Genomic DNA, 21,762 nt, shown 5'->3' on the forward strand with positions numbered 1-21,762 from the left:
ACGGCCGCGGCTCAGTCGCCGCGCACGCGCGCGTGCAGATGCATGTCGTGCCAGCCGTCGGGGTGCAGAAGGGCGCTGCGCCTGGTGCCCTCCGCGGCGAAACCGGCCTTCTCCGCCACCCGGCAGGACGCCTCGTTGGCGGTGGCGTGGGAGAGTTCGAGGCGGTGGATGCCGATCTCCTCGAACGCCCACCGGGACAGGGCGGTGGTGGCCCGCACCGCGACACCCCGGCCGCGCGCTCGCGCCACCGTCCAGTACGCGACCTCGGCGCAGCCGTCACCGAGCAGGATCTCGCGCAGGGCGACCCGGCCCAGCAGCTCGTCGCTCCCGGCGTCCACGACGGCCCACTGGGCCTCGCGCTCACGCTCCCACCCCCTCCGCCACTGGGCGATCCAGCCGGCGGCCTCCTCCTCGGAGTCACAGGACTTGATGTGCCATTGGTGCATCACCGGGTCCTGGAAGGCAGCGTGGACGGCGGGCGCGTCCTGCGACCGCCAGGGGCGCAGCAGCAGGCCGCCATCGGCGGGAAGGGCGGGCTGGGCGGTACGGGCGAGGGTTCCGGCCGGCACGACCGGGCTGTTGAGATACGGCATGATCCACATCCTGCCGACCGCACGGGCGGCCGTCCCGCCCTTTTCCGCCTCGTACCCTTGACCCCGATGAGACGTCGCACCCCGCCGCCGCCCGCCCCGCTCCCCCAGCGCGACGGGGTGGACCCCGTGCGGGTCCGGCTGCCGCACGCCGGGGCGTGGGCCACTGTGCGGGAGTATCTGGTGGAACGGCTCACGGGGGCCGGTCCCGGGACGATCGACGGCATGCTCGGCGCCGGACTGATCGTCGGAGCCGACGGCCGGGCGGTGGCACCGGACGCGCCGTACGAGCCGGGGATGTTCGTGTGGTTCCACCGCGAGCTGCCCGCCGAGGTGCCGGTGCCGTTCCCGGTGGAGGTGGTGTACCGGGACGCGCACATCGTGGTGGCCGACAAGCCGCACTTCCTCGCCACGACGCCGCGCGGCACACATGTCACGGAGACCGCGCTGGCCCGCCTGCGCCGCGAACTGGACGTCCCGACGCTGACCGCCGCGCACCGCCTGGACCGGCTGACGGCGGGGCTGGTGCTGTTCACCGTACGGCCCGAGGAGCGCGGCGCGTACCAGAATCTGTTCCAGGACCGGCGGGTGCGCAAGGAGTACGAGGCCGTCGCGCCGTACGACCCCGCGCTGGACCTGCCCCGGACCGTACGCAGCCGGATCGTGAAGGAGCGCGGGGTGCATGCCGCCCACGAGGTCGAGGGCGAGCCGAACGCCGAGACCTATGTGGAACTGGCCGCGCACCGGGGCGAGTTGGGCCGCTACCGGCTGCTCCCGGCGACCGGGCAGACGCACCAGCTGCGCGTGCACCTCAACGCGCTCGGCGTACCCATCCTCGGCGACCCACTCTACCCGGAGGTGACCGACCCGGTCCCGGCCGACGACTTCCGGGGACCGCTGCAACTGCTCGCACGGCGGCTGGAGTTCACCGATCCGGTCACGGGCGTGGAGCACGCGTTCGTCAGCGAGCGCGTGCTCCAGTCCTGGGCGCTCTAGCGGCCCGAAGGGGCGCGGGGCCGCGGCGGACCCGCGGCTGCCGCCGCGCGGGCGAGCAGCGACGACGGACCCGCACACGCGCGACGGGCCCCTCACGGCACTCCCCGCGGTGCGGAGCGCTACTCCCCCCGCCACCACCGCAGCAACCGCTGCCAGACCCCTCGCGGCCGAACCGGCTCAGGCGCCGCGGGCGCCGGCTCGGGCGCGGCGGGGCGCGGAACGGCGGGCCGGGGCGCGGCCGCCGGAGCCGGCTCCGTCCGCCGGGTGCCGACCTGCCAGCCGGAGTGGTGCGCCGCCATCGCCATGGGCCGCGGCGGAAGGTCGACGTCCTGCTGCGGCTTCGGCTCGAAGCGCACGGGCAGGGCCACCAGATGCCGGGAGGCGATGGACGACCGCCAGCGCAGGTCCTCCTCCGGGCATGCGAGCTGGACGTCGGGCAGCCGCATCAGCAGCGCGTCCACGCCGACGTCGGCGATGGCGCGGCCGATGTCCTGGCCGGGACACTCGTGCGGGCCGCCGCCGAAGGCGAGATGCGAGCGGTTGCCCTGCATGTTCGCGGACAGGTCCGGGCGGATCCGCGGGTCGAGGTTGCCCGGCGCGGGCGCGAAGAGCAGGCCGTCGCCCTTGCGGATGCGCTGCCCGCCCAGCTCGGTGTCCTGCTTGGCGAAGTAGCCGAAGACGGTGCTGAACGGCGGCTCGTCCCACAGGGACTGCTCGATCGCCTCCGGCACCGTCATCTGGCCGCCGTTGAGCTGGGCGCGGAAGCCCGGCTCGGTCAGGACCATGCGCAGCGCGTTGGCGAGGAGGTTCGCGGTGGCCTCGTAGGCCGCGAAGAGGACGAGCCGCAGGTGTTCGCGGACTTCGTCGTCGGTGAGTCCGGCCGGGTGGGTGACGAGGTGGCTGGTGAAGTCGTCCTCGGGCCGGGCGCGGCGCCGGGTGGTGAGCCGGCTCAGCGCGTCCATGACGTAGGTGTGGCTCTGGATGGCGGTCTCGGTGCCCTTCAGGGCGTCCCGGGCGGCCTGCACCATGCGGTCGTTGTACTCCTCGGACATGCCGAGGATCTCGCACATGACGGCCATGGGCAGATGCTCGGCGAACTGGGAGACCAGATCGGCCCGGCCGCGTTCGCAGAAGCTGTTGACCAGGCCCTGGGTGTAGCGGCCGATGTGCCGGCGCATGCTGCGGTGGTCGATGGTGGCCATGGCCGCGGTGACCGCCGCGCGCAGCCGCTGGTGCTCGTCGCCCTCGGCATGCGAGCAGATCGGCTGCCAGGCGATGTGCGGCATGAGCGGGTGGTCGGGCTTGACCCTGCCCTCCGCCAGCGGGGTCCAGATCCGGCTGTCGCGGGTGTACAGGGAGGGGCTGCGGACCAGATGGAGGTTCTCGGCGTGCCCGAGGACGACCCACATCGGTACGTCCTCGTGGAGCAGCGCGGGCGCCACGTGGCCGTGCTCCGCCCGCAGGCGTTCGTAGAGGCCGCCCAGGTCCTCGGCGTCGGGGCCGTAGAGCCGGTGCAGCCCGCCGGGGCCGGGGCCGTGCGCGGGGCAGCCCGGCGGCGGGACGCGGGTGGGGTCGGTGCCGGTCATGGAGGGGGTTTCAGACGTCACGGTGTCGCTCCGGAACGAAAAAGTGTGGGAGTCGGGTCGGCGGCGGTCAGGTGAGCGCGCCGGACAGGGCGATGGAGTGCAGGAAGCGCATCAGGGTCATCAGCACCTCCTTGCTGGAGGCCCGCCGGCGTACGTCGCAGTCGAGGATCGGGATCTCCGGGGCCAGGTCCAGCGCGGTGCGCAGTTCCTCGGTCGGGTAACGGGGCGCGTCCGGGAAGGAGTTGACGGCGACGACGAAAGGGACGCCGCGTTCCTCCAGCCGGCCCATGACGTCGAAGCTGACCTCCAGACGCCGGGTGTCGACCAGGACGACCGCGCCGAGCGCGCCTTCGAACAGGCCGTTCCACAGGAACCAGAAACGCTCCTGGCCGGGCGTGCCGAACAGATAGAGCACCAGCTTGTCGGTGATGCTGATGCGGCCGAAGTCCATGGCCACGGTCGTGGCCGTCTTCGATTCGGAGCCGTAGTTGTCGTCCACGCCGATGCCGGCCTGGGTCATCGTCTCCTCGGTGGTCAGCGGCCTGATCTCGCTGACGGAACCGACCATGGTGGTCTTGCCGACGCCGAAGCCGCCGACGATCACGATCTTGACCGCGGCCTGCGCCGTGTGCGGCAGATGATCCTCGGTGCGGGGGCCGGGGATGGTGTCAGAGCCGTTGAAGTCCATGCATCACCGCTTCGAGAAGTGAACGGTCGGGGAGCGCCTGGCGGACGATCGGGGCGCGCGCCTGCACCAGTTCGGCCGTGATCAGCTCGGTGATCAGCACGGTCATCGCGCTGAACGGCAAGCTCAGATAAGCCGACAGTTCGGCCACGGACAGGGGGGCGCCGCACAGTCGCAGCACAGCCGCCTGTTCCGGTGAGGCGCCCGGCTGGGGTGCGGAGCGCGCCACGATTAACGTCACGAGGTCGAGTTCGGCGCGGACACCGTCCTCGGATCCGGCGACCGTGTACAGCCGTTCGGGGTTCTTGGGCTCGGGCTCGCCGCCCGCCGTCTTGGGCGCGGACGGCGGCGGAGGCGGCGGTGGTGGCGCCGGTTTCGGTTCACGCCGTTTGCGTCGTGGAGGAGTCATACGGTCTGCCCGTTCCGCCGGGGCGGACTGGTGAGATGGGCGCCGATCCGGACGACGAGGTCGCGCATCATGCCGCTCATCCGGCCCGGCTCGCAGGTCACGTCGGCGAGTACGGCGAGGAAGGCGTTGGCGCCGGCGTTCATGAGGTAGAAGTAGCCGCCCTCGATCTCGAAGACGACGACCTTCATGTCACCGGCGCCGGGGATCTCCTGGATGATGGCCCCGGCCAGGCTCTGCACGCCCGCGCAGGCGGCGGCCACGCGGTCGGCCGCGTCGGGGTCGCCGCCGTAGCGGGCGATGCGCAGGCCGTCGGCGGAGAGGACCACGATCATCTCGATGCCGGGTACGCCGTCGTTCAGCTGCTTGAGCATCCAGTCGAAGTTGCCGCGCTGCTGGATCACTTGAGGTCCCCCTCGTCGTCGGCCTCGATGGCGCCCTCGGCGGGGTCGGCCGAATCGTTAAGCAGGTGCAGGTACTTGGTCGGGTTCAGCGTGAAGTCGGTCAGTTCGGCCGCGGTGGCGTCCTCGGGCATGCCCTTCCTCAGGCCGCCCCAGAAGTCCTCCATCCACATGCCCGGGGGCCGCTCGATGAGCTTCTTGCGTTCGGGGTCCATCTCGGGCTCGGGCTTCGGTTCGGGCTTGGCCTGCGACCAGATGGTGGGCTTGCCCTCGCGCTCGGCCCGCTCGATGGCGGCCTGTTCGGCGTACCGCTGGCTGAGCGGGGTCTTCACCCGGCTGCGGCGCTGCGGCAGGCCGCCCGCCGTCCACTCGGTGACCTCCGGTACGTCGTCCTCCATGGTGATCCCGGCGGGGATCTTGGGGCTGGTGGGACGGCGCCTCTTCGGCGGACGCTTGGGGCCCTCGACGGCGCCGAGCGCGGCGACCGGCGCGCCGGTGGCACCGATGCCGTGGGCGGCACCCACGCCGGGCTCGGTGGTGGTCATCACCCGGGGCACGATGAGGATCGCGCGGACGCCGCCGTAGGCGGAGGCGCGCAGCGAGACCTCCATGTTGAAGAACTTGCACAGCCGGCCGACGACGGCGAGGCCGAGGCGCGGGTTCTCGCCGAGGTTGTGCGCGTCGTCTCCCGCCTTGGCGTCCTCGATCATCTGCTCGATGCGGGCGCGGGACTCCTCGTTGAGGCTGACGCCGGCGTCCTCGATCTCGATGGCGATGCCGGCCTGCACCTCGGCGGCCGTGACGTGCACCTTGGTCGAGGGCGGCGAGTAGCGGGTGGCGTTGTCGAGGAGTTCGGCGGCGGCGTGGATGACCGGCTCGACCGCGGTGCCCTTGATGTTGATGTTGACGATGGAGTTCAGATCGATGCGGCGGTACTCCAGGATGCGCGACATGGCACCGCGCAGCGTGCTGTACAGGGAGACCGGCAGGGGCCACTGGCGGCCCGGCCGACCGCCGCCGAGGACGGCGATGGTGTCGGCGAGGCGGCCGATCAGCGAGGTGCCGTGGTCGATGCGCAGCAGGTCGTCGAAGACCTCGGGGTTGCGGCCGTGGTCCTCCTCCATCTCCCGCAGTTCGTTGGACTGCTGGTGGACGATGGCCTGGACGCGGCGCGCGATGGTCACGAAGGAGCGCTCGGTGGCGTCACGCATCGAGATCTCGTGGTCGGCACCGCGCAGCGCGACCCGGAACATCTCGCGGTACATGTCGGGCAGGGCGCGCAGCTCGGGGTCGGCGTCGTAGACGTTGGTCAGGACGTCCCGGAGCGGTTCTCCGGCGCGCAGCCGCAGCAGGCCGGTGGGGATGATGTCGGTGGCGAACTTGTCGATCAGTTCGTCCTGGGCGGCGATCCGGTGTTCCAGATACGCCGCGTGACGGGCGTGCTCGTCCTGTTCCTCGCGGAGCCTGCGGCCGCGACGGGCGGCTTCCGCCCCCGTGGCGAGGACCAGGAGCAGGGCGAGGGCCCCGACCGCAGCTACGGCGATCCGGGCGGACACCGGCGCCAGGGCGGCCGCCGCCCCGGTCGCGGCGGCCATCAATATGGCCGGCGGCAACAGCACGCGCGCATAGGGACGTTCACGGCGACCGGGAGGCTTCTGAACACTCACCATGGATGCCTTCTGAGACGAATCGGCTGGGTGTCGGGGGAGCTTGTGGGGGGAAGGTTCATAGAACTGTTGGGATCTATCTCATGTTTGGGAACAGGCGCACGAATTCACCTCAACTCGGTGCGCCGCGGGCGAGCTTAGTCCGACCGGATCATCGCCGTGTCATATTCCGCGTCCACCTGAAATCGCCCCCGCGACAGGAGTACGCTCGGCCCCATTTACACGCTGGGCTCTCATTCGAACACGTGCGGTAACGGCATATGGCCATGCGAAGGCAACTCACCGTAACGAGTGAAGGGGCCGCAGATGCGACCCCTTCGGTGGACGAGCAGGACGTGCTTACCCCACGGACGAGTAGGCGACCACACCCCGCAGCAACTGGTCCACGGCCTTACGCGCGGCCTTCCCCACGGTCGAGCCCTGTGCAGGAGACGCCGCGGAGATCTGCCCCAGCACATCGATCACCTGCTTGCACCACCGTACGAAGTCCCCCGCCGGCATCTCCGCCTCGCGCAGCACCTCGTCGAGCCCCGTACCGGAAGCCCACATGTACGCGGCCCAGGCGAACCCCAGATCCGGCTCGCGCTGTCCGACGCCCTCCGTCTGGTTGATCCGGAAGTCCTCCTCCAGGGCGTCGAGCCGGCCCCAGATCCGGACCATCTCCCCCAGCGCGGCCTTCGCCTTGCCGGAGGGCAGCTTCGGCGCCAGTGCGTCGTCGCTGACCCGCGCCTCGTACACCAACGCCGAGACGCACGCGGCGAGTTCGGCCGGGCCGAGGTCCTCCCAGACACCCGCGCGCAGGCATTCGCTGGCCAGCAGGTCGAGTTCGCCGTAGAGCCGGGCGAGGCGCTTGCCGTGTTCGGTGACCTCGTCACCGCGCAGATAGTCCAGCTCGGTCAGCAGGGCCACGATCCGGTCGAAGGTCCGCGCGATGGTGTTCGTGCGTCCCTCGATCCGGCGTTCCAGCTGGGAGGTGTCACGCAGCAGCCGGTGGTACCGCTCGGCCCAACGGGCGTGGTCCTCACGGTCATTGCAGCCATGACAGGGGTGCGCGCGGATCGCCGTGCGCAGCCGGGCGATCTCACGGTCGTCGGCGGCCTGCGAGCGCTTCTTGCGGGCCCGCTCCGGCGGGATGTGCCCGGCCTTGGTGCGCAGCGCCGAGGCGAGGTCCCGGCGGGACTGCGGAGAGCGCGGGTTGAAGCTCTTCGGGATCCGCATCCGGTCGAGCGGCTCGACCGGCACCGGGAAGTCGATCGACGCCAGCCGCTTGACCTGCCGTTCGGCGGTCAGCACCAGCGGGCGCGGCCCGTCGTGCTGGTCGAAGCCACGGTGGCCGTTGGAGCGGCCGGCCGGCAGCCCCGGGTCGAGGACCAGGGCGAGGCCCGCGTACTTGCCGGTGGGCACGTGGATGACGTCGCCCGGCTTCAGCTTCTCCAGGGCGACTGCGGCCTCCGCGCGCCGCTGGTTCGCGCCCTGCCGGGCCAGCTCGGTCTCGCGGTCCTTCAGCTCACGGCGCAGCCGCGCGTACTCCTCGAAGTCGCCGAGGTGGCAGGTCATGGACTCCTGGTAGCCCTCGAGGCCCTCCTCGTTGCGCTGCACCTGGCGGGTGATCCCGACGACCGACTTGTCGGCCTGGAACTGCGCGAAGGAGGTCTCCAGCAGTTCGCGCGAGCGGTGCCGGCCGAACTGCTCGACCAGGTTGACCGCCATGTTGTACGACGGCTTGAAGCTGGAGCGCAGCGGGTATGTGCGGGTGCCCGCGAGGCCGGCCAGGTGCTCGGGGCTCATCCCGCGCTGCCACAGCACCACGGCATGACCCTCGACATCGATCCCGCGCCGCCCCGCACGCCCCGTCAGCTGCGTGTACTCACCGGGCGTGATGTCGGCGTGCTGCTCGCCGTTCCACTTGACGAGCTTCTCCAGCACCACCGAGCGAGCGGGCATGTTGATGCCGAGGGCGAGGGTCTCGGTCGCGAAGACGGCCTTGACCAGGCCACGCACGAACAGCTCCTCCACGACCTCCTTGAAGGTCGGCAGCATGCCCGCGTGGTGGGCGGCGATACCGCGCTCCAGGCCCTCCAGCCACTCGTAGTAGCCGAGGACGTGGAGGTCCTCCGACGGGATGGAGGCGGTGCGCTCCTCGACCAGGGCACGGACCTGCCCGCGCGCCTCCTCGTCGTTGAGCCTGAGGCCCGCGTACAGGCACTGCTGGACGGCGGCCTCGCAGGCGGCGCGGCTGAAGATGAAGGTGATGGCGGGCAGCAGGCCCTCGGCGTCCAGGCGCTCGATGACCTCGGGGCGGCCCGGGGTCCACACGCGCGAGCGCTGTCTGCGCTCGCGCTCCCGGTCGGCCTCGCGCATCGCCCGGCCGCGGCGACGGTCCTGGTACGACGGTCTGGTGGCCTCCATCCGGGCGAGGCGGGCGAGGTCGGGGTTGACGGCCTTCTTGTGGCCCTCGCCCTCCTCGAACAGGTCGTACATCCGGCGCCCGGCGAGCACGTGCTGGAACAGCGGCACGGGCCGGTGCTCGGAGACGATCACCTCGGTGTCACCGCGGACGGTGTCCAGCCAGTCGCCGAACTCCTCGGCGTTGGAGACGGTCGCCGACAGTGACACCAGTGTCACCGATTCGGGCAGGTGGATGATCACCTCTTCCCAGACGGCGCCGCGGAAGCGGTCGGAGAGGTAGTGCACCTCGTCCATGACCACGTAGCCGAGGCCCAGGAGGGTCTGGGAGCCCGCGTACAGCATGTTCCGCAGGACCTCGGTGGTCATCACGACCACCGGGGCCTCGGAGTTCACGCTGTTGTCGCCGGTGAGCAGGCCGACCTTGTCGGTGCCGTAGCGGCGGCACAGGTCGGCGTACTTCTGGTTCGACAGCGCCTTGATGGGTGTCGTGTAGAAGCACTTCTTGCCCTGCTGGAGGGCGAGGTGGACGGCGAACTCGCCGACGATCGTCTTGCCCGAGCCGGTGGGGGCGGCCACCAGCACGCCCTTCCCCGTCTCGAGTGCCTCGCAGGCCTCGATCTGGAAGGGATCGAGGCCGAAGTCGTACATCTCGCGGAAGGGTGCGAGCGCGGTGGCCTGCTCGGCTGCCCGCCTGCGGGCTGCCGCGTACCGCTCGGCCGGTGAGAGGTCCTCTGTCATCGTGCTTTCGAGCGTACCGGGCCCCACTGACAACAGGACGATCATTATCCGGAACGTGGGCTGATCGACAAAGACGGCTGCCCCCGGCCCGGGGAAGTCATCCGGGCCGGGGGCAGCGCGTGGCAGCTCCGTGCGTGTGAAGGTCAGGTCACGTCGTCGTAGCCGTTGACCCGGTCGGTGCCGGACGGCTCGGGGGCGGTGCTCGCGGTCACCGCTTCCACCTCGTCGATCTCCTCGGGTGTGAGGTCCAGCCGGGAGGCCTCGTCGTCCGAGAGTCCGTCGTCCGCACGGCGGGCCCGGCGCCGGTCGACGAACAGCGAGACGGCCACCGCGACGAAGTACAGAACCCAGATCGGCGCGGCCAGGGCCAGCATCGTGAGCGGGTCGGTGCTGGGCGTGGCCACGGCGGCGAACGCCGTGATGCCGACGATCATGGCGCGCCACCAGCTGAGCATCCGCTTGCCGGACAGGATGCCGGTGAGGTTCAGCATGACCAGCAGCAGCGGCATCTCGAAGGCGAGACCGAACACCAGGATCATGCGCGTGACCAGGTCGAGCAGGCCGTCCAGCGGCAGCAGGTTGTCGACCCCGGCGGGGGAGAAGTGGAGCAGCGCCTTCGCGGTCTCGGGCAGCACCCTGAAGCCGAGGTAGCCGCCACCGATGAAGAGAGGGAAGCCGAACCCGACGAACGCGTAGGCGTACTTCTTCTCGTGCCGGTGCAGGCCCGGCGCGACGAACGCCCACAGCTGGTAGAGCCACACCGGCGCGGCCAGCACGACACCGGCCATCAGCGAAGTCTTCAGCGCCAGCGTGAACGGCGTCAGCAGACCGCTGATGGTGATGTGCGCGCAGGTCTTCTGCTTCGACGATGCCTTCGCCAGTTGCTCGAAGGACTGCGAACAGCCCACCGAGTCGAGCAGCGGCCTGGTGATGACATTGATGATGTCTTTGTAGAAGAAGGCCGCCACGATCGTCACGATGACGATCGCCAGGACACCCTTCGCGAGCCGGTTGCGCAGCTCACGCAAGTGATCCGCGAGTGGCATACGCCCCTCGGGATCTCTCTCCTTCTCGCGGGCAGACTTGGGCAACCCACATCCTCATCTCGTGCAGCGGACCGGGGCCCGGTCCTCGCCTCAGCGCTGGGTCGTGTCCGTCGGCTCGTTGACCGGCCGGGAGCTGGTCACGTCGCCGGGCGAGGCCTGGATCGTGCGCTGAGCCGGGCTCTGCTCCTCGGCGGGCTGGGCCTGGGCGGAGGTGGTGGACTGCTTGCCCTCGTCCTTCATCGCCTTGGCCTCGCTCTTCAGGATGCGCGCGGACTTGCCGAGCGAGCGCGCCATGTCCGGAAGCTTCTTGGAGCCGAACACGAGGACGATCACGAGAACCAGGAGCACCAGGTGCCACGGCTCAAGTGCGTTGCGGAACATAAGTCTTCACCTTCTCACTGAGGCGGGGCGGCGGGGCATGTCCGACCGGTCGGACAAACGTCTGACCATCGTGCTGGCAGCGATCGTATCGCCCGGGGATGAACGTAGAACAATCCCCGTGCGTACTTCCCGCTCCCTCTGCGGACCGCGCCTCGTACTTCGGGCCGCGACCAGCAGCGTACCTGGCCGGACCGGCAAGGTGACAGGGCGAAGTGACCCAAAGCGCATGACATAACGCGGTCACAGGGCGTCCACGGCCTTGGCCGTGCTCACGGCCGCCCGCTCCAGATCCTCGGCCGCCCTGTTGATACGGCGCGCGGAGTCGGTGACCTGCTGTCCGAGGCGCCGCGCCTCCAGGAAGACCCGGACGGCCAGCACCCCCAGGACAGCGAGACCCAGAAAACCCAGCGCTACCGCGAACATCGGCCAGAACATGACCTCGAGACTAGTGCGTCCGCGCCCGTGCCCCGCTACCGCCTACACCGTGGAGTGCAGCCTCAGGGTTCTGACCCCGCCGCCGGTGAGCAGCTCGACGATGCGCTCCCCGGCGGGCTTGCGCACGGCGGTGCCGCAGTCGGGGCAGGTGAAGGAGTAGAACGTCGTACGGCTGCTGGCGCCGATGGCGAGACGCAGCGCGCCGGCGGCGAGTTCGAAGCGGCCGCGGCAGTCCGGGCAGCCCGCCTTGAACATCACGGGAGCCACTCTCTTCATCCCGGCGAAGGCGGCCGCCACCGTCATCTCACCCGCACCGGACACCGGAGACTCGCTCACAGCCCTCGCTCCTTTTCCTGGTCGTTCTCCGTCAGGGCTCACGGCGCTCCGAGGGTTACGCCGCGTCGCGCCCACGCGGTGGAGCCGCACGCCGGGCACGGCCCCGCGCCCCTGGGAGCGCTGCCTCATGCCGATGCAGGCATGTCGTACGCCGCCAGCGCCTCCCGGGCCGCGCGGCGGGCACTGTCGGCCAGCTCGGGCGGGGAGACGATCCGGCCGTCGCCGCCGAGCCGCAGCGCCAGCCGGCGCAGGGAGGCCGGTTCGGGGGTGCGCAGAGTGATACGCAGCCCGCCGTCGGGAAGCTCATCGGCGCTGTCGTGCGGGTAGTACTCGGCGACCCAGCGGCCGCCGGGGCCGACCTCGATCACGACCTCCGGGTCCTCGGCGGCCGGCTGCACCAAGGCCTCGGAGAGGTCCCGCAGCTCTATCTCGGGCGGCGCGGACGGCTCGTCCAGGATTCTGATCTCGGCGACCCGGTCGAGCCGGAAGGTGCGCCGGGCCTCGGAGCGGCGGCACCAGGCCTCGACATAGGTGTGTCCGACGCTGACCAGGCGGATGGGGTCGATCTCGCGCTCGGTGACCTCGTCGCGGGCCGGCGAGTAGTAGCGGATCCACAGCCGGCGGCGCTCGGAGATCGCCCGGTCGACGTCGGCGAAGACACCGCCCTCGGACTCGAAGGTCACCGACAGTCGTGCGCTGGCACCGGCCGCCTCACCGGCCGCGGTCTCCACCTTGGCGGTGGCACGCAGCAGGGCCTGGCGGTCGCCCTCGCGCAGACCGGGCAGGGTGGCGACCGCTCGGGCGGCCACCAGCAGGGCCGTGGCCTCGTCGGCGGCGAGCCGGAGCGGCTCGGCGGCCTCCTCGCCGAGCGCGGCCGGGTTGTGCCACCAGATGCGCTCGCCGTCGGTGTCGATGTCCAGCAGATCGCCGCCGCGGAAGCTGGTGCCGCACATGGGGAGCAGATCGAGGTCGGAGACCAGCTCGTCCTCGGTGATGCCGAAGGCGCGGGCGACGTCCGCGATCCGCGCGCCGGGGCGCTCCCTGAGATAGGTCACCAGGGAGAGCATGCGCCGGGTCTGGTCGATGGCGTTCACGGGCCTGACCGGTTTGCCTGCCACAGTCCTGCTCCCCCTCAGCCCTTGGCCACGGCACGCAGCCGGTCCACCACGTCCGCGCGCAGCTCGGCCGGCTCCAGGACCACCACGTCCGGCCCGAACTCGACCAGCCAGGCGTCCAGGCCGTGCCCGTACGGAATCTCCAACTCGTCCCAGCCGTCGCCGAGTTCCCGGACCTCGGTGGCCTTCGCCCGAAGGGGGTAACCGGAGCCGGAGCGCAGCCGGATCAGCGCCGAGCGGTCGGCGATCTCGCCCGCCCAGCTCGCGACGGTCTCGCGCACGGTGACGACGTCGGGCACGGGTGCGGTGAAGCCCGTACCGCGCGAGCGGACGCGGCCGGTGATCCGGGACAGCCGGAAGACGCGCTCGGCACCCCGGTCGCGGTCGAAACCGGCCAGGTACCAGTGCCCGCGCCAGCACTCCAGGGCCCACGGCTCGACGTGCCGGGGCTCGGGGCGGGCGGCGGTGGCCTTGCGGTACTCGAAGACGACCGGGCGCCGGTCGCGGCAGGCCAGCATCAGCGGCTCGAAAGCGGCCTCGTGCACCGGGATACGCGGTTCCAGCGCGCTGTGCGCCTCATAGGGGTCGACGTCCTCGGGCAGTCCCGCGGCGCGCAGCTTCTGCAGGGCGCCGCTGGCGGCGCCGGCGAGGCGGGCCTGCTGCCAGACCTTGGCGGCCAGTCCGAGCGCCGCGGCCTCCTCGGCGTCCAGGGTGATGGGCGGCAGGCGGTTGCTGTCGCGGCGGGCGAGATAGCCGACCTCGCCGTCGAGGTTCTCGACGGTCTCGATGACCAGGCCCAGCTCGCGCAGGTCGTCCTTGTCCCGCTCGAACATCCGGTTGAAGGAGTCGTCGCTGCCCGCCGCGCCGTTCTCCGGCCTGGCGGCCTCGACGTACGCCTCGATCGAATCACGCAGCTCGCGCTTGCTCAGCGGCCGCCGGGTCCCGAGGAGACACAGCGCGAGGTTCATCAACCGCTCGGCCTTGGCAATGGCCATCGACGCCCTACGCCTCCCTTGTCGTGCTTACGACCGCTGACCGTACCGCTCTCCCGCACCACCGCAAAAGCCGAGGGCCCATGCCCGGACAGGCATGGGCCCCAGATGATCGGGTCCGGTCGGATCCGGCGATCAGACGGCGAGCAGGTCGACCACGAAGATCAGGGTCGAGCCCGCCGGGATGAGGGGGCTCGGGCTCTGGTCGCCGTAGGCGAGGTGGGCGGGGATGGTCAGCTGGCGACGGCCACCGACCTTCATGCCCTGGACGCCCTGGTCCCAGCCCTTGATGACCCGGCCGCCGCCCAGCGGGAAACGGAACGGGGAGTTACGGTTCCAGCTGGCGTCGAACTCCTCACCCGTCTCGAAGGTGACGCCCACGTAGTGCACGGTGACGGTCTGGCCGGCCTGCGCGACCTCGCCGTCGCCCTCCCAGATGTCCTTGATCTCAAGGTCCTTCGGGGGCTCGCCGCCCGGGAAGTCGATCTCGGGCTTCTCGATGCTCACGTCAAAAGCTCCTGCTTGTGTACGACACGAATCACGGACAGTCTTTCATCCCCGCAGCTCGCCTGCCCGCCGCGGGCGCGGCACTACATCGCCGCGAGGATGTCCACCGTGAACACGAGGGTGGACCCCTTCTTGATGACACCGCCGCTCGGCGGGGTGTCGCCGTAGCCCAGCTCCGGCGGGACGACGATCAACACCCGGCTGCCGACCTTCTTGCCGGTCAGGCCCTGCGCCAGGCCCTTGACCGCCTGCTGCATCTGCTGCAGGGCGAACTGGCTGAGCCGGCCCGAACCGTAGGTCCGCTGGAAGGTCTTGCCGCTGTCCCACACCAGGCCCTGGAACTGGCACAGGACCGTCTGGTCGGCCTTCAGCTCGTCGCCGTCGCCCTCCAGGACATAGGTCGACACGAGCTTCTTCGGCGGGTCCGTCTTCGGGACGGTGACCTTGGGGACGTCGCCGTCGGTGTTGGTGGCCACCTTCGGCAGGGCCGCGTCGGTCTGCGGGACCTCCTTGCCCTTCGCGGAGCTCTTGGAGTTGAAGGACTCGATCAGGTCGATGACGAACACCAGTGTGTCGGTGCCCTTGATGCCCGCCTGCGGGTTGCCCGTCTTGCCGTAGCCCCAGGTGGGCGGGACCGCGATCTCGACGCGGCTGCCGGTCTTCCGGCCCGCGAGCGCGTACCGCCAGCCGTCGATGATGCTGCCCTGGGCGAGCTGCATCACCAGGGGGCGCTTGCGGTCGTAGGAGTTGTCGAAGACCTTGCCGGTGTCCCAGATCTGGCCCAGGTAGTTCGCCTGGATGAAGTCGTTCTCGGCGATCGTGCGGCCGCTGCCCGCGATCACCGTCTTGACCGCCAGATTCTTCGACGGCTCTCCCGTGCCCTTGGCGACGGTCGGCTTCTCACCGAACTTCGCGCCCGCCGTGATCGCCGGAAGCGGGCCCTCCACGATCTTGGGCGCGGGCGCGGTGGACACCGAGGGCGACGGCGAGGCACTGGCCTTGCTGGAGTCGGACTTGCCGTCACCGCACGCGGAGAGGGTGACCAGTCCTGCGGGTACGGCGGCGAGGAGGAGTGAGCGTCGGCGCACGGAAGGGCCTCGTAATCGGTCGATCTTGTGGTTGGCGTGCGCGCAACTCTACGACGCGAGAAGGGCGCCGTACGGGAAACGTACGACGCCCGTGTGGCGTTCCGGCATTTCGGGCCGGAAACGCTTGACTCGGCTGTTTCGCGCTACATTCCGGCGATCAGCTTCTCGACCCGGTCGTCCACCGAGCGGAACGGGTCCTTGCACAACACGGTGCGCTGTGCCTGGTCGTTGAGCTTGAGGTGGACCCAGTCGACCGTGAAGTCCCGGCGCTGTTCCTGGGCCCGCCGGATGAAGTCGCCGCGCAGCCGCGCCCGAGTGGTCTGCGGGGGAACCGACTTGCCCTCGAAGATCTTCAAGTCGTTGCAGATCCGTGTGGCTTGTCCCTTGCGCTCCAGCAGGTAGTACAGGCCGCGACGGCGGTGGATGTCGTGATAGGCGAGGTCTATCTGGGCGACCCGCGGGTGCGACATGGTCATGTTGTGCTTGGCCCGGTACCGCTCGATGAGCTTGTACTTCATGACCCAGTCGATCTCGGTGGCGATCCGGTCGAGTTCCTCGGTCTCGATCGCGTCGAGGGTGCGGCCCCACAGCTCCAGGACCTGGGCGACGGTGCCGGTGCGGATGCCGCGGCGGTCGCAGAAGTCCACGGCCTTGTCGAAGTACTCGCGCTGCACCTCCAGCGCGGAGGCCTCGCGGCCGCTGGCCAGGCGCACCTTGCGCCGGCCGGTGATGTCGTGGCTGACCTCGCGGATCGCCCGGATCGGGTTCTCCAGGGTCAGGTCGCGCATCACGGTGCCCGCCTCGATCATGCGCAGCACCAGGTCGGTCGCGCCGACCTTGAGCAGCATGGTCGTCTCGGACATGTTCGAGTCGCCGACGATGACGTGCAGCCGGCGGTAGCGCTCCGCGTCCGCGTGCGGTTCGTCACGGGTGTTGATGATGGGCCTCGAACGGGTCGTCGCCGAGGAGACGCCCTCCCAGATGTGCTCGGCGCGCTGGCTGACGCAGTACACGGCGCCGCGCGGCGTCTGGAGCACCTTGCCGGCGCCGCACAGCAGCTGCCGGGTGACCAGGAAGGGGATGAGGATGTCCGCGAGCCGGGAGAACTCCCCGTGCCGCGCCACCAGATAGTTCTCGTGGCAGCCGTAGGAGTTGCCCGCCGAGTCGGTGTTGTTCTTGAAGAGGTAGACGTCGCCTGCGATTCCCTCCTCGTGCAGGCGTCGTTCCGCGTCCACCAGGAGTCCTTCGAGAATGCGCTCTCCGGCCTTGTCGTGGGTGACCAGTTCGATCACGTTGTCACATTCGGGTGTCGCGTATTCCGGATGTGAGCCCACGTCGAGATAGAGCCGGGCGCCGTTTCGCAGAAAGACATTGCTGCTGCGGCCCCATGACACGACACGGCGGAAGAGGTACCGCGCCACCTCGTCAGGAGACAGGCGGCGCTGTCCCCTGAACGTGCACGTGACGCCGTACTCGTTCTCCAGCCCGAAAATGCGGCGGTCCATGACTGAACATTACGCCTGATCCCCTGAGCTGAAACGGGGTTCGACAGCACGATTTGGATCATTTTCCGATGAAGCCGCAACGACCCCGCCCCGCGCGGGAGCTGCGAGGACCCGCCCGGTGGCGAGCAGGACCAGCAGCGACACGGCCCCCGCGGCGCCGGGAACCACGAAGCCCCACACCGTGCCGCCGGCCTGGACGACGGGACCCGCGAGGCCCGTTCCGACCGAGGCGCCCACGGTGAACGTCGTCACGAGCCAGGAGAACGCCTCGGTGACGGTCCCGCTCGGCGCGTGCCGGTCCACGACGATGAACGCGCAGGCGAGACAGGGCGCGAGGAACACCCCGGCGACCACGGTGAGCAGCACCATGGGCACCGCGCCCGGAACCAGCATCAGCGGCAGGTAACACACCGCCAGAAGCGCCACGAGGTAGCGCAGTCGCCGCTCGGGCGCACCGGTCCACTGGCGGGCGCCGTACAGGGTGCCCCCGGCGAGCGCGCCGAGGCCGAGCCCGGCCATCATCCAGCCGTAGACGGTGTCACCGCCGTGTCCGTCGGCGTACGACACCGACGCGACCGTGATGGAGCCCAGCGCGATGCCGACGAACAAGAAGGCGCCGAGCAGGGCGAGCAGACCGGGTGAGCGCAGGGCGCCGAGCCAGTGGGCCTCGCGCGGGGCCGAGCGCCACGCGCGCGAGGGCGGCGAGACGACCACGGAGAGCGCGCCGAGGACACCCAGGAGGTTCAGCACGAGCAGGGCGGCGCGCTCGTCCCACAGCGACGCGCACAGGGTCACCAGCAGCGGCCCGACGGTGAACATGACCTCCTGCGCGATGGCGTCCATGGCGTACGCCGTGTGCACCTGCTCCTCGCGGCGCAGCACCGACGGCCACAGGGCGCGCAGGCCGCCCTCCAGGGGCGGGGTGAACAGGCCGGCCGCGGCGACGGACACATAGGCGAGCGGCAGCGGATCGGTGCCGGAGAAGGCGAAGACGGTCATGGAGAGGGCGGCGAGGACCGCCGCGGGCAGCTGGACGCGCGGCTGGCCGTGCAGGTCCACGAGCCGGCCCAGCACCGGCTGGCCGATGGCGTTGGCGACGCCGTAGACGGCCGCGAGCGCGCCGGCGAGGCTGTAGGTGCCGCCCTCGGCGCGGACGAACAGCACCAGGGCGATCGCCGCGGTCGCATTGGGCAGCCGCCCCACCAGGGTGCCGGTGAGCAGCCGCAGCGCGTGCCGCGCCCGGAGTATTTCCAGGTATCCCGTGGCCATGTGCCGTCCTCCAAAGGCTCGCCCGGGACGCCTCGACGGCCCGACGTGTTACGTATAACCCCTCGCTCCATACGTACCATGTGCGCTGTTCACACGTCCAGACGAAGGAGCACACTCACGGTGGCCCCCAGCAGCACGCGCCCGACCAGCCGTGACGTCGCCCAGGCCGCCGGCGTCTCCCAGGCCGCCGTCTCCCTCGTGCTGGGCGACAAGTGGCGCGGACGCGTCTCCGCGGCCACCGCCGAGCGGGTCCGCGCGGCCGCACGGGACCTCGGCTACCGCCCCAACCTCGCCGCCCGCAACCTCCGCCTCGGCCGCACCCGCACGGTCCTGCTCGTCGTCCCCGCCCTGACGACGGAGTTCTTCGCGGGCGTCTACACGGGCGCCGCGCGCGTGGCGGCCGCCAACGGCTTCGGCGTCGTCCTGTACCCCTCCCCCGAGGGCATCGGCCCGGCCCGCGACCCCTTCGCCTCCGCGCAGGCCGCCCTGGACGGCGTGATCGCCTCCTCCATGGCCGCCGACGCCCTCACCGCGATCCGCGGCGACCAGCTGCCCCTGGTCATGCTGGACAGCGACCCGGACGGCAGCCTGGGCGCGGCCACCGTCAACCTGGACATCGCCGACGGCGTCCGCCAGGTCACCGACCATCTGCTGGGCCTCGGCCACCGCCGCGTGCTCCACCTCGCGGCGGACGTGCCCTCCTGGACCTTCGAGCTGCGCATACGGGAGCTGGCCGCACGCATGGCGGCCGTGCCCGGCACCGAGGTCCGCACCGCCCGCGCCCCCATCTCCATCGAGGGCGCCCTGGCCGCGACGGAGGCCGCCCTCGGCGCGCCGGGCCCCCGCCCCACCGCCGTGGTGTGCGACGACGACAAACTCGCCGCCGGTGCCTACAAGGCCGCGCGCCGCCTCGGCCTGCGCATCCCGGACGACATCTCGGTCACCGGCCTCGACGACCTCGCCCTGGCGACCGCTCTGGACCCCGAGCTGACGACGGTACGACTGGACGCCGAGCTCTTCGGCGAACGCGGCATGCGGGCCCTGCTGGCCGTCCTGGAGGGCGGTGTACCCGAGGGCGGGGACATCCCGGTGGAACTCGTCGTCCGAGGCTCCACGGGGCCGCCACGGGGCCGCTAGGCGCGGGCAACGGATCGCTGGCTCGGCCAACGGTTCGCTGAGCGTTGCCGCTGGTTTGCTGGGTGCTGACACGGGATCGCCGGGCGCGCGGGCCGCGGGCTCAGTGGCTCGGCCACCGCTTCCCTGGCTCGGCCGCCGGTTCCCTCAGTGCTGCCACAGGATCACTGGGCGCACGGGCCACTGGCTCACCGGTTCCCCTGGCTCGGCCGCCGGCTCACTGGCCGCGGCCACCAGTTCCCTGGCTCGGCCTGCGGTTCGCTGAGCGCAGCCATGGGTTCGCCGGGCGCTGACACGGGATCGCCAGGCAAGACCACCGGCCCACTTGGCGCGGGCACCGACGGGCTGACCGCGGCCACCGCTCCCCTGGCCGCGGACGCCGGTTCGCTGGTGCGGCACCGGCTCACCGGGCACGGCCCACGGTCCCCTGCCTCGACCGCCGGTTCGCTGGAGGCGGCTACCGGTAGCCGGGCGCAGCCACCGGTAGCCGGGCGGACGGCTCGGCATCGGAGCCGCGGCGGAGTCGGGCGCTGTGCTGCGGCGGTCAGACCGTCAGGGCCTCCGGAGCCTGCTGGCGGCAGTCGGCGGCCGGGCGTCGGCTGCCTCGGCCGCGGTGGGGCGACGAGTCGCAGGAGCGCGTGGCCGTGCAGGGCGCCCGCGGGGGTCGTGACCGGGCGAGCCGCGCTCCCGGTCAGCCGCTCGGCCGGAAGAGCCCGTGTGCCCCAGCCGGAACAGCGGCCGGGGCACACATGAGCGGGAGGGGGCGGCGGGTCACTCCTCCTCGTCGGAGCTCTCCGCCTCGGTGGCCGCGCCGTTCTCCTCGAGGAGGCGGGCGAGCTGACGGCCGACGATGCGCTTGAACTTGCGCTTCTGCGGGCGCGTACGGTCCAGCACCGCGACCTCCATGCGCTCGGCGGGAATCTCCCGCTGGGTGCCGTTGGACTCGCGGGACAGGGCCTGCACGGCCAGCTTCAGCGCCTCGGCCAGCGTCATGCCGTCCTGGTGGCGCTGGTCCAGATAGTTGCTGATCAGCTCTGCGTTGCCGCCGACCGCGACCGAGCCGTGCTCGTCCACGATGGAACCGTCGTGCGGCAGCCGGTAGATCTGGTCACCCTCGGGGGTCTCCCCCACCTCGGCGACGACCAGCTCCACCTCGTACGGCTTCTCGGCCGCCGAGGAGAAGATCGTGCCCAGCGTCTGGGCGTAGACGTTGGCGAGGCCGCGGGCGGTGACGTCGTCGCGGTCGTAGGTGTAACCGCGCAGGTCGGCGTAGCGCACGCCGCCGATGCGCAGGTTCTCGTACTCGTTGTACTTGCCGGCGGCCGCGAAGCCGATCCGGTCGTAGATCTCGCTGAACTTGTGCAGCGCGCGGGACGGGTTCTCGCCGACGAACACGATGCCGTCGGCGTACTGCAGCACGACGAGACTGCGGCCGCGGGCGATGCCCTTGCGGGCGTACTCGGCCCGGTCGGCCATGGCCTGCTGGGGTGAGACATAGAACGGCGTCGACACCGGTTATCCGTCCCTTTCTGTCATGGTCACTGGATCACCTTGATAAAGAACCGGGGCCCGCGCTCAGAGCAGGGCGGCCTTGGGCCCGTCGGGCTCCTCCAGGCGGCGCTGGAGCACCGCGCGGGAGAGCTCCGAGGACTCGTCGTCGGTGAGCCGGCGGAAGCCGTCCTCGGTGATCACGGTGATGATCGGGTAGATCCGGCGGGCGACATCGGGACCACCGGTCGCCGAGTCGTCGTCTGCCGCGTCATAGAGGGCCTGGACCACCAGCGTGGTGGCCTGCTCCTCGGACAGGTCGGCACGGAACAGCTTCTTCATCGCCCCGCGCGCGAAGATCGAGCCGGAGCCCGTCGCCGCGAAGTTGTGCTCCTCGCTGCGGCCGCCCGTCACGTCGTACGAGAAGATGCGCCCCCTGTCCCGGTCCAGGTCGTACCCGGCGAAGAGGGGCACCACGGCCAGGCCCTGCATGGCCATGCCGAGGTTGGAACGGATCATCGTCGACAGCCGGTTCGCCTTGCCCTCCAGGGACAGCTGGGCGCCCTCGACCTTCTCGAAGTGCTCCAGCTCCAACTGGAAGAGCTTGACCATCTCGACGGCCAGGCCGGCGGTGCCGGCGATGCCGACCGCCGAGTACTCGTCCGCCGGGAAGACCTTCTCGATGTCCCGCTGGGCGATGACGTTGCCCATCGTCGCCCGCCGGTCACCGGCCAGCACGACGCCTCCGGGGAAGGTGACGGCGACGATCGTCGTCCCGTGCGGCGCCTCGATGACGCCCTGCATGGGCGGCAGCTGCCGGTTGCCGGGCAGCAGCTCTGGCTGGTGCTCGGAGAGGAAGTCCATGAAGGAGGAGGAGCCTGGCGTCAGGAAGGCAGCTGGTAGACGCCCTGTGCCACGAGTATTGGCTTCCACGAGTTTCCTTCCAAGTAAGCGATATGCCACGGACCCTACCCGGGTCGTGACGGTG

At 70.8% G+C, this 21,762-nt stretch carries 21 protein-coding genes; 2 read left to right on the forward strand and 19 right to left on the reverse strand.

All coding sequences use genetic code 11. From position 1 onward, the window contains the following. Nucleotides 1–11 precede the first annotated feature (11 nt). Nucleotides 12–593 carry a GNAT family N-acetyltransferase gene (locus tag ADK64_RS13885; protein WP_053658733.1) on the reverse strand — a complete coding sequence of 194 codons (582 nt, stop codon included), beginning with the start codon at nucleotides 591–593 and terminating at the stop codon, nucleotides 12–14. Between the two features lie 66 nt (nucleotides 594–659). On the opposite strand from ADK64_RS13885, the gene ADK64_RS13890 reads away from it, so the two are divergent. Next, complete coding sequence (locus ADK64_RS13890; RefSeq protein WP_053658664.1) at nucleotides 660–1,586, forward strand: RluA family pseudouridine synthase; 927 nt, start codon at nucleotides 660–662, stop codon at nucleotides 1,584–1,586. A 119-nt stretch (nucleotides 1,587–1,705) separates the two neighbouring features. Here ADK64_RS13890 and ADK64_RS13895 read toward each other — a convergent pair whose 3' ends face one another. The 16 genes from ADK64_RS13895 to ADK64_RS13970 form a co-directional block, all read right to left on the reverse strand. Next, on the reverse strand, nucleotides 1,706–3,193 hold the full coding sequence (locus ADK64_RS13895; protein WP_053658666.1) for a cytochrome P450: 1,488 nt from the start codon (nucleotides 3,191–3,193) through the stop codon (nucleotides 1,706–1,708). A 46-nt stretch (nucleotides 3,194–3,239) separates the two neighbouring features. Further along, nucleotides 3,240–3,860 carry a GTP-binding protein gene (locus ADK64_RS13900; RefSeq protein ID WP_053658668.1) on the reverse strand — a complete coding sequence of 207 codons (621 nt, stop codon included), beginning with the start codon at nucleotides 3,858–3,860 and terminating at the stop codon, nucleotides 3,240–3,242. Then, nucleotides 3,841–4,266 (reverse strand): DUF742 domain-containing protein, encoded by a 426-nt coding sequence (locus tag ADK64_RS13905; protein ID WP_053658670.1) that lies wholly within the window; start codon nucleotides 4,264–4,266, stop codon nucleotides 3,841–3,843. The genes ADK64_RS13900 and ADK64_RS13905 overlap by 20 nt, the downstream gene beginning before the upstream one ends. Then, entirely contained in the window at nucleotides 4,263–4,667 is a 405-nt protein-coding gene (locus ADK64_RS13910) for a roadblock/LC7 domain-containing protein (RefSeq protein WP_053658672.1), read from the reverse strand. The genes ADK64_RS13905 and ADK64_RS13910 overlap by 4 nt, the downstream gene beginning before the upstream one ends. After that, a complete protein-coding gene (locus tag ADK64_RS13915) occupies nucleotides 4,664–6,334 on the reverse strand; it encodes a sensor histidine kinase (RefSeq protein WP_199829603.1) in 1,671 nt (556 codons plus the stop codon). Before ADK64_RS13915 ends, ADK64_RS13910 begins: the two co-directional genes overlap by 4 nt. Before the next feature lie 336 nt (nucleotides 6,335–6,670). Continuing rightward, nucleotides 6,671–9,523 (reverse strand): DEAD/DEAH box helicase, encoded by a 2,853-nt coding sequence (locus ADK64_RS13920; protein ID WP_053658674.1) that lies wholly within the window; start codon nucleotides 9,521–9,523, stop codon nucleotides 6,671–6,673. A 98-nt stretch (nucleotides 9,524–9,621) separates the two neighbouring features. Then, the gene (tatC, locus tag ADK64_RS13925) at nucleotides 9,622–10,569 is read right to left on the reverse strand and encodes a twin-arginine translocase subunit TatC (protein WP_199829604.1); all 948 of its coding nucleotides are present in this window, start codon (nucleotides 10,567–10,569) and stop codon (nucleotides 9,622–9,624) included. A gap of 45 nt (nucleotides 10,570–10,614) precedes the next feature. After that, nucleotides 10,615–10,905, reverse strand: coding sequence for a Sec-independent protein translocase subunit TatA (gene tatA / locus ADK64_RS13930; protein WP_053658678.1), 291 nt, complete (start codon nucleotides 10,903–10,905; stop codon nucleotides 10,615–10,617). A 240-nt stretch (nucleotides 10,906–11,145) separates the two neighbouring features. Continuing rightward, the gene (locus tag ADK64_RS13935) at nucleotides 11,146–11,340 is read right to left on the reverse strand and encodes a hypothetical protein (RefSeq protein WP_053658680.1); all 195 of its coding nucleotides are present in this window, start codon (nucleotides 11,338–11,340) and stop codon (nucleotides 11,146–11,148) included. 42 nt (nucleotides 11,341–11,382) lie between these two features. Further along, entirely contained in the window at nucleotides 11,383–11,643 is a 261-nt protein-coding gene (locus ADK64_RS13940) for a hypothetical protein (RefSeq protein ID WP_053658738.1), read from the reverse strand. A gap of 158 nt (nucleotides 11,644–11,801) precedes the next feature. After that, on the reverse strand, nucleotides 11,802–12,794 hold the full coding sequence (locus ADK64_RS13945; protein WP_053658682.1) for a helix-turn-helix transcriptional regulator: 993 nt from the start codon (nucleotides 12,792–12,794) through the stop codon (nucleotides 11,802–11,804). Between the two features lie 14 nt (nucleotides 12,795–12,808). Then, nucleotides 12,809–13,786 carry a helix-turn-helix transcriptional regulator gene (locus tag ADK64_RS13950; protein WP_053658684.1) on the reverse strand — a complete coding sequence of 326 codons (978 nt, stop codon included), beginning with the start codon at nucleotides 13,784–13,786 and terminating at the stop codon, nucleotides 12,809–12,811. Nucleotides 13,787–13,918: 132 nt separating this feature from the next. After that, complete coding sequence (locus tag ADK64_RS13955) at nucleotides 13,919–14,290, reverse strand: FKBP-type peptidyl-prolyl cis-trans isomerase (protein WP_053658686.1); 372 nt, start codon at nucleotides 14,288–14,290, stop codon at nucleotides 13,919–13,921. Nucleotides 14,291–14,373: 83 nt separating this feature from the next. Beyond that, a complete protein-coding gene (locus ADK64_RS13960; protein ID WP_053658688.1) occupies nucleotides 14,374–15,378 on the reverse strand; it encodes an FKBP-type peptidyl-prolyl cis-trans isomerase in 1,005 nt (334 codons plus the stop codon). Nucleotides 15,379–15,521: 143 nt separating this feature from the next. Further along, nucleotides 15,522–16,883: a Pup--protein ligase gene (pafA, locus tag ADK64_RS13965; protein WP_053658690.1), complete on the reverse strand. Its 1,362-nt coding sequence runs from the start codon at nucleotides 16,881–16,883 to the stop codon at nucleotides 15,522–15,524. Nucleotides 16,884–16,892: 9 nt separating this feature from the next. After that, nucleotides 16,893–18,152 (reverse strand): MFS transporter, encoded by a 1,260-nt coding sequence (locus ADK64_RS13970; RefSeq protein ID WP_053658692.1) that lies wholly within the window; start codon nucleotides 18,150–18,152, stop codon nucleotides 16,893–16,895. 120 nt (nucleotides 18,153–18,272) lie between these two features. Between ADK64_RS13970 and ADK64_RS13975 the strand changes: the two genes are divergently transcribed. Further along, nucleotides 18,273–19,289 (forward strand): LacI family DNA-binding transcriptional regulator, encoded by a 1,017-nt coding sequence (locus tag ADK64_RS13975; protein WP_053658693.1) that lies wholly within the window; start codon nucleotides 18,273–18,275, stop codon nucleotides 19,287–19,289. Nucleotides 19,290–20,057: 768 nt separating this feature from the next. On the opposite strand, the gene prcA is transcribed toward ADK64_RS13975, so the two are convergent. Together prcA and prcB are read right to left on the reverse strand one after the other, a co-directional pair. Further along, entirely contained in the window at nucleotides 20,058–20,798 is a 741-nt protein-coding gene (gene prcA, locus ADK64_RS13980) for a proteasome subunit alpha (RefSeq protein ID WP_053658696.1), read from the reverse strand. Between the two features lie 63 nt (nucleotides 20,799–20,861). Then, nucleotides 20,862–21,707: a proteasome subunit beta gene (prcB, locus tag ADK64_RS13985; RefSeq protein WP_053658698.1), complete on the reverse strand. Its 846-nt coding sequence runs from the start codon at nucleotides 21,705–21,707 to the stop codon at nucleotides 20,862–20,864. Nucleotides 21,708–21,762: the final 55 nt, after the last annotated feature.

It is taken from the genome of Streptomyces sp. MMG1121, assembly GCF_001280015.1.
In the GTDB taxonomy this organism is placed as follows: Bacteria; Actinomycetota; Actinomycetes; order Streptomycetales; family Streptomycetaceae; genus Streptomyces.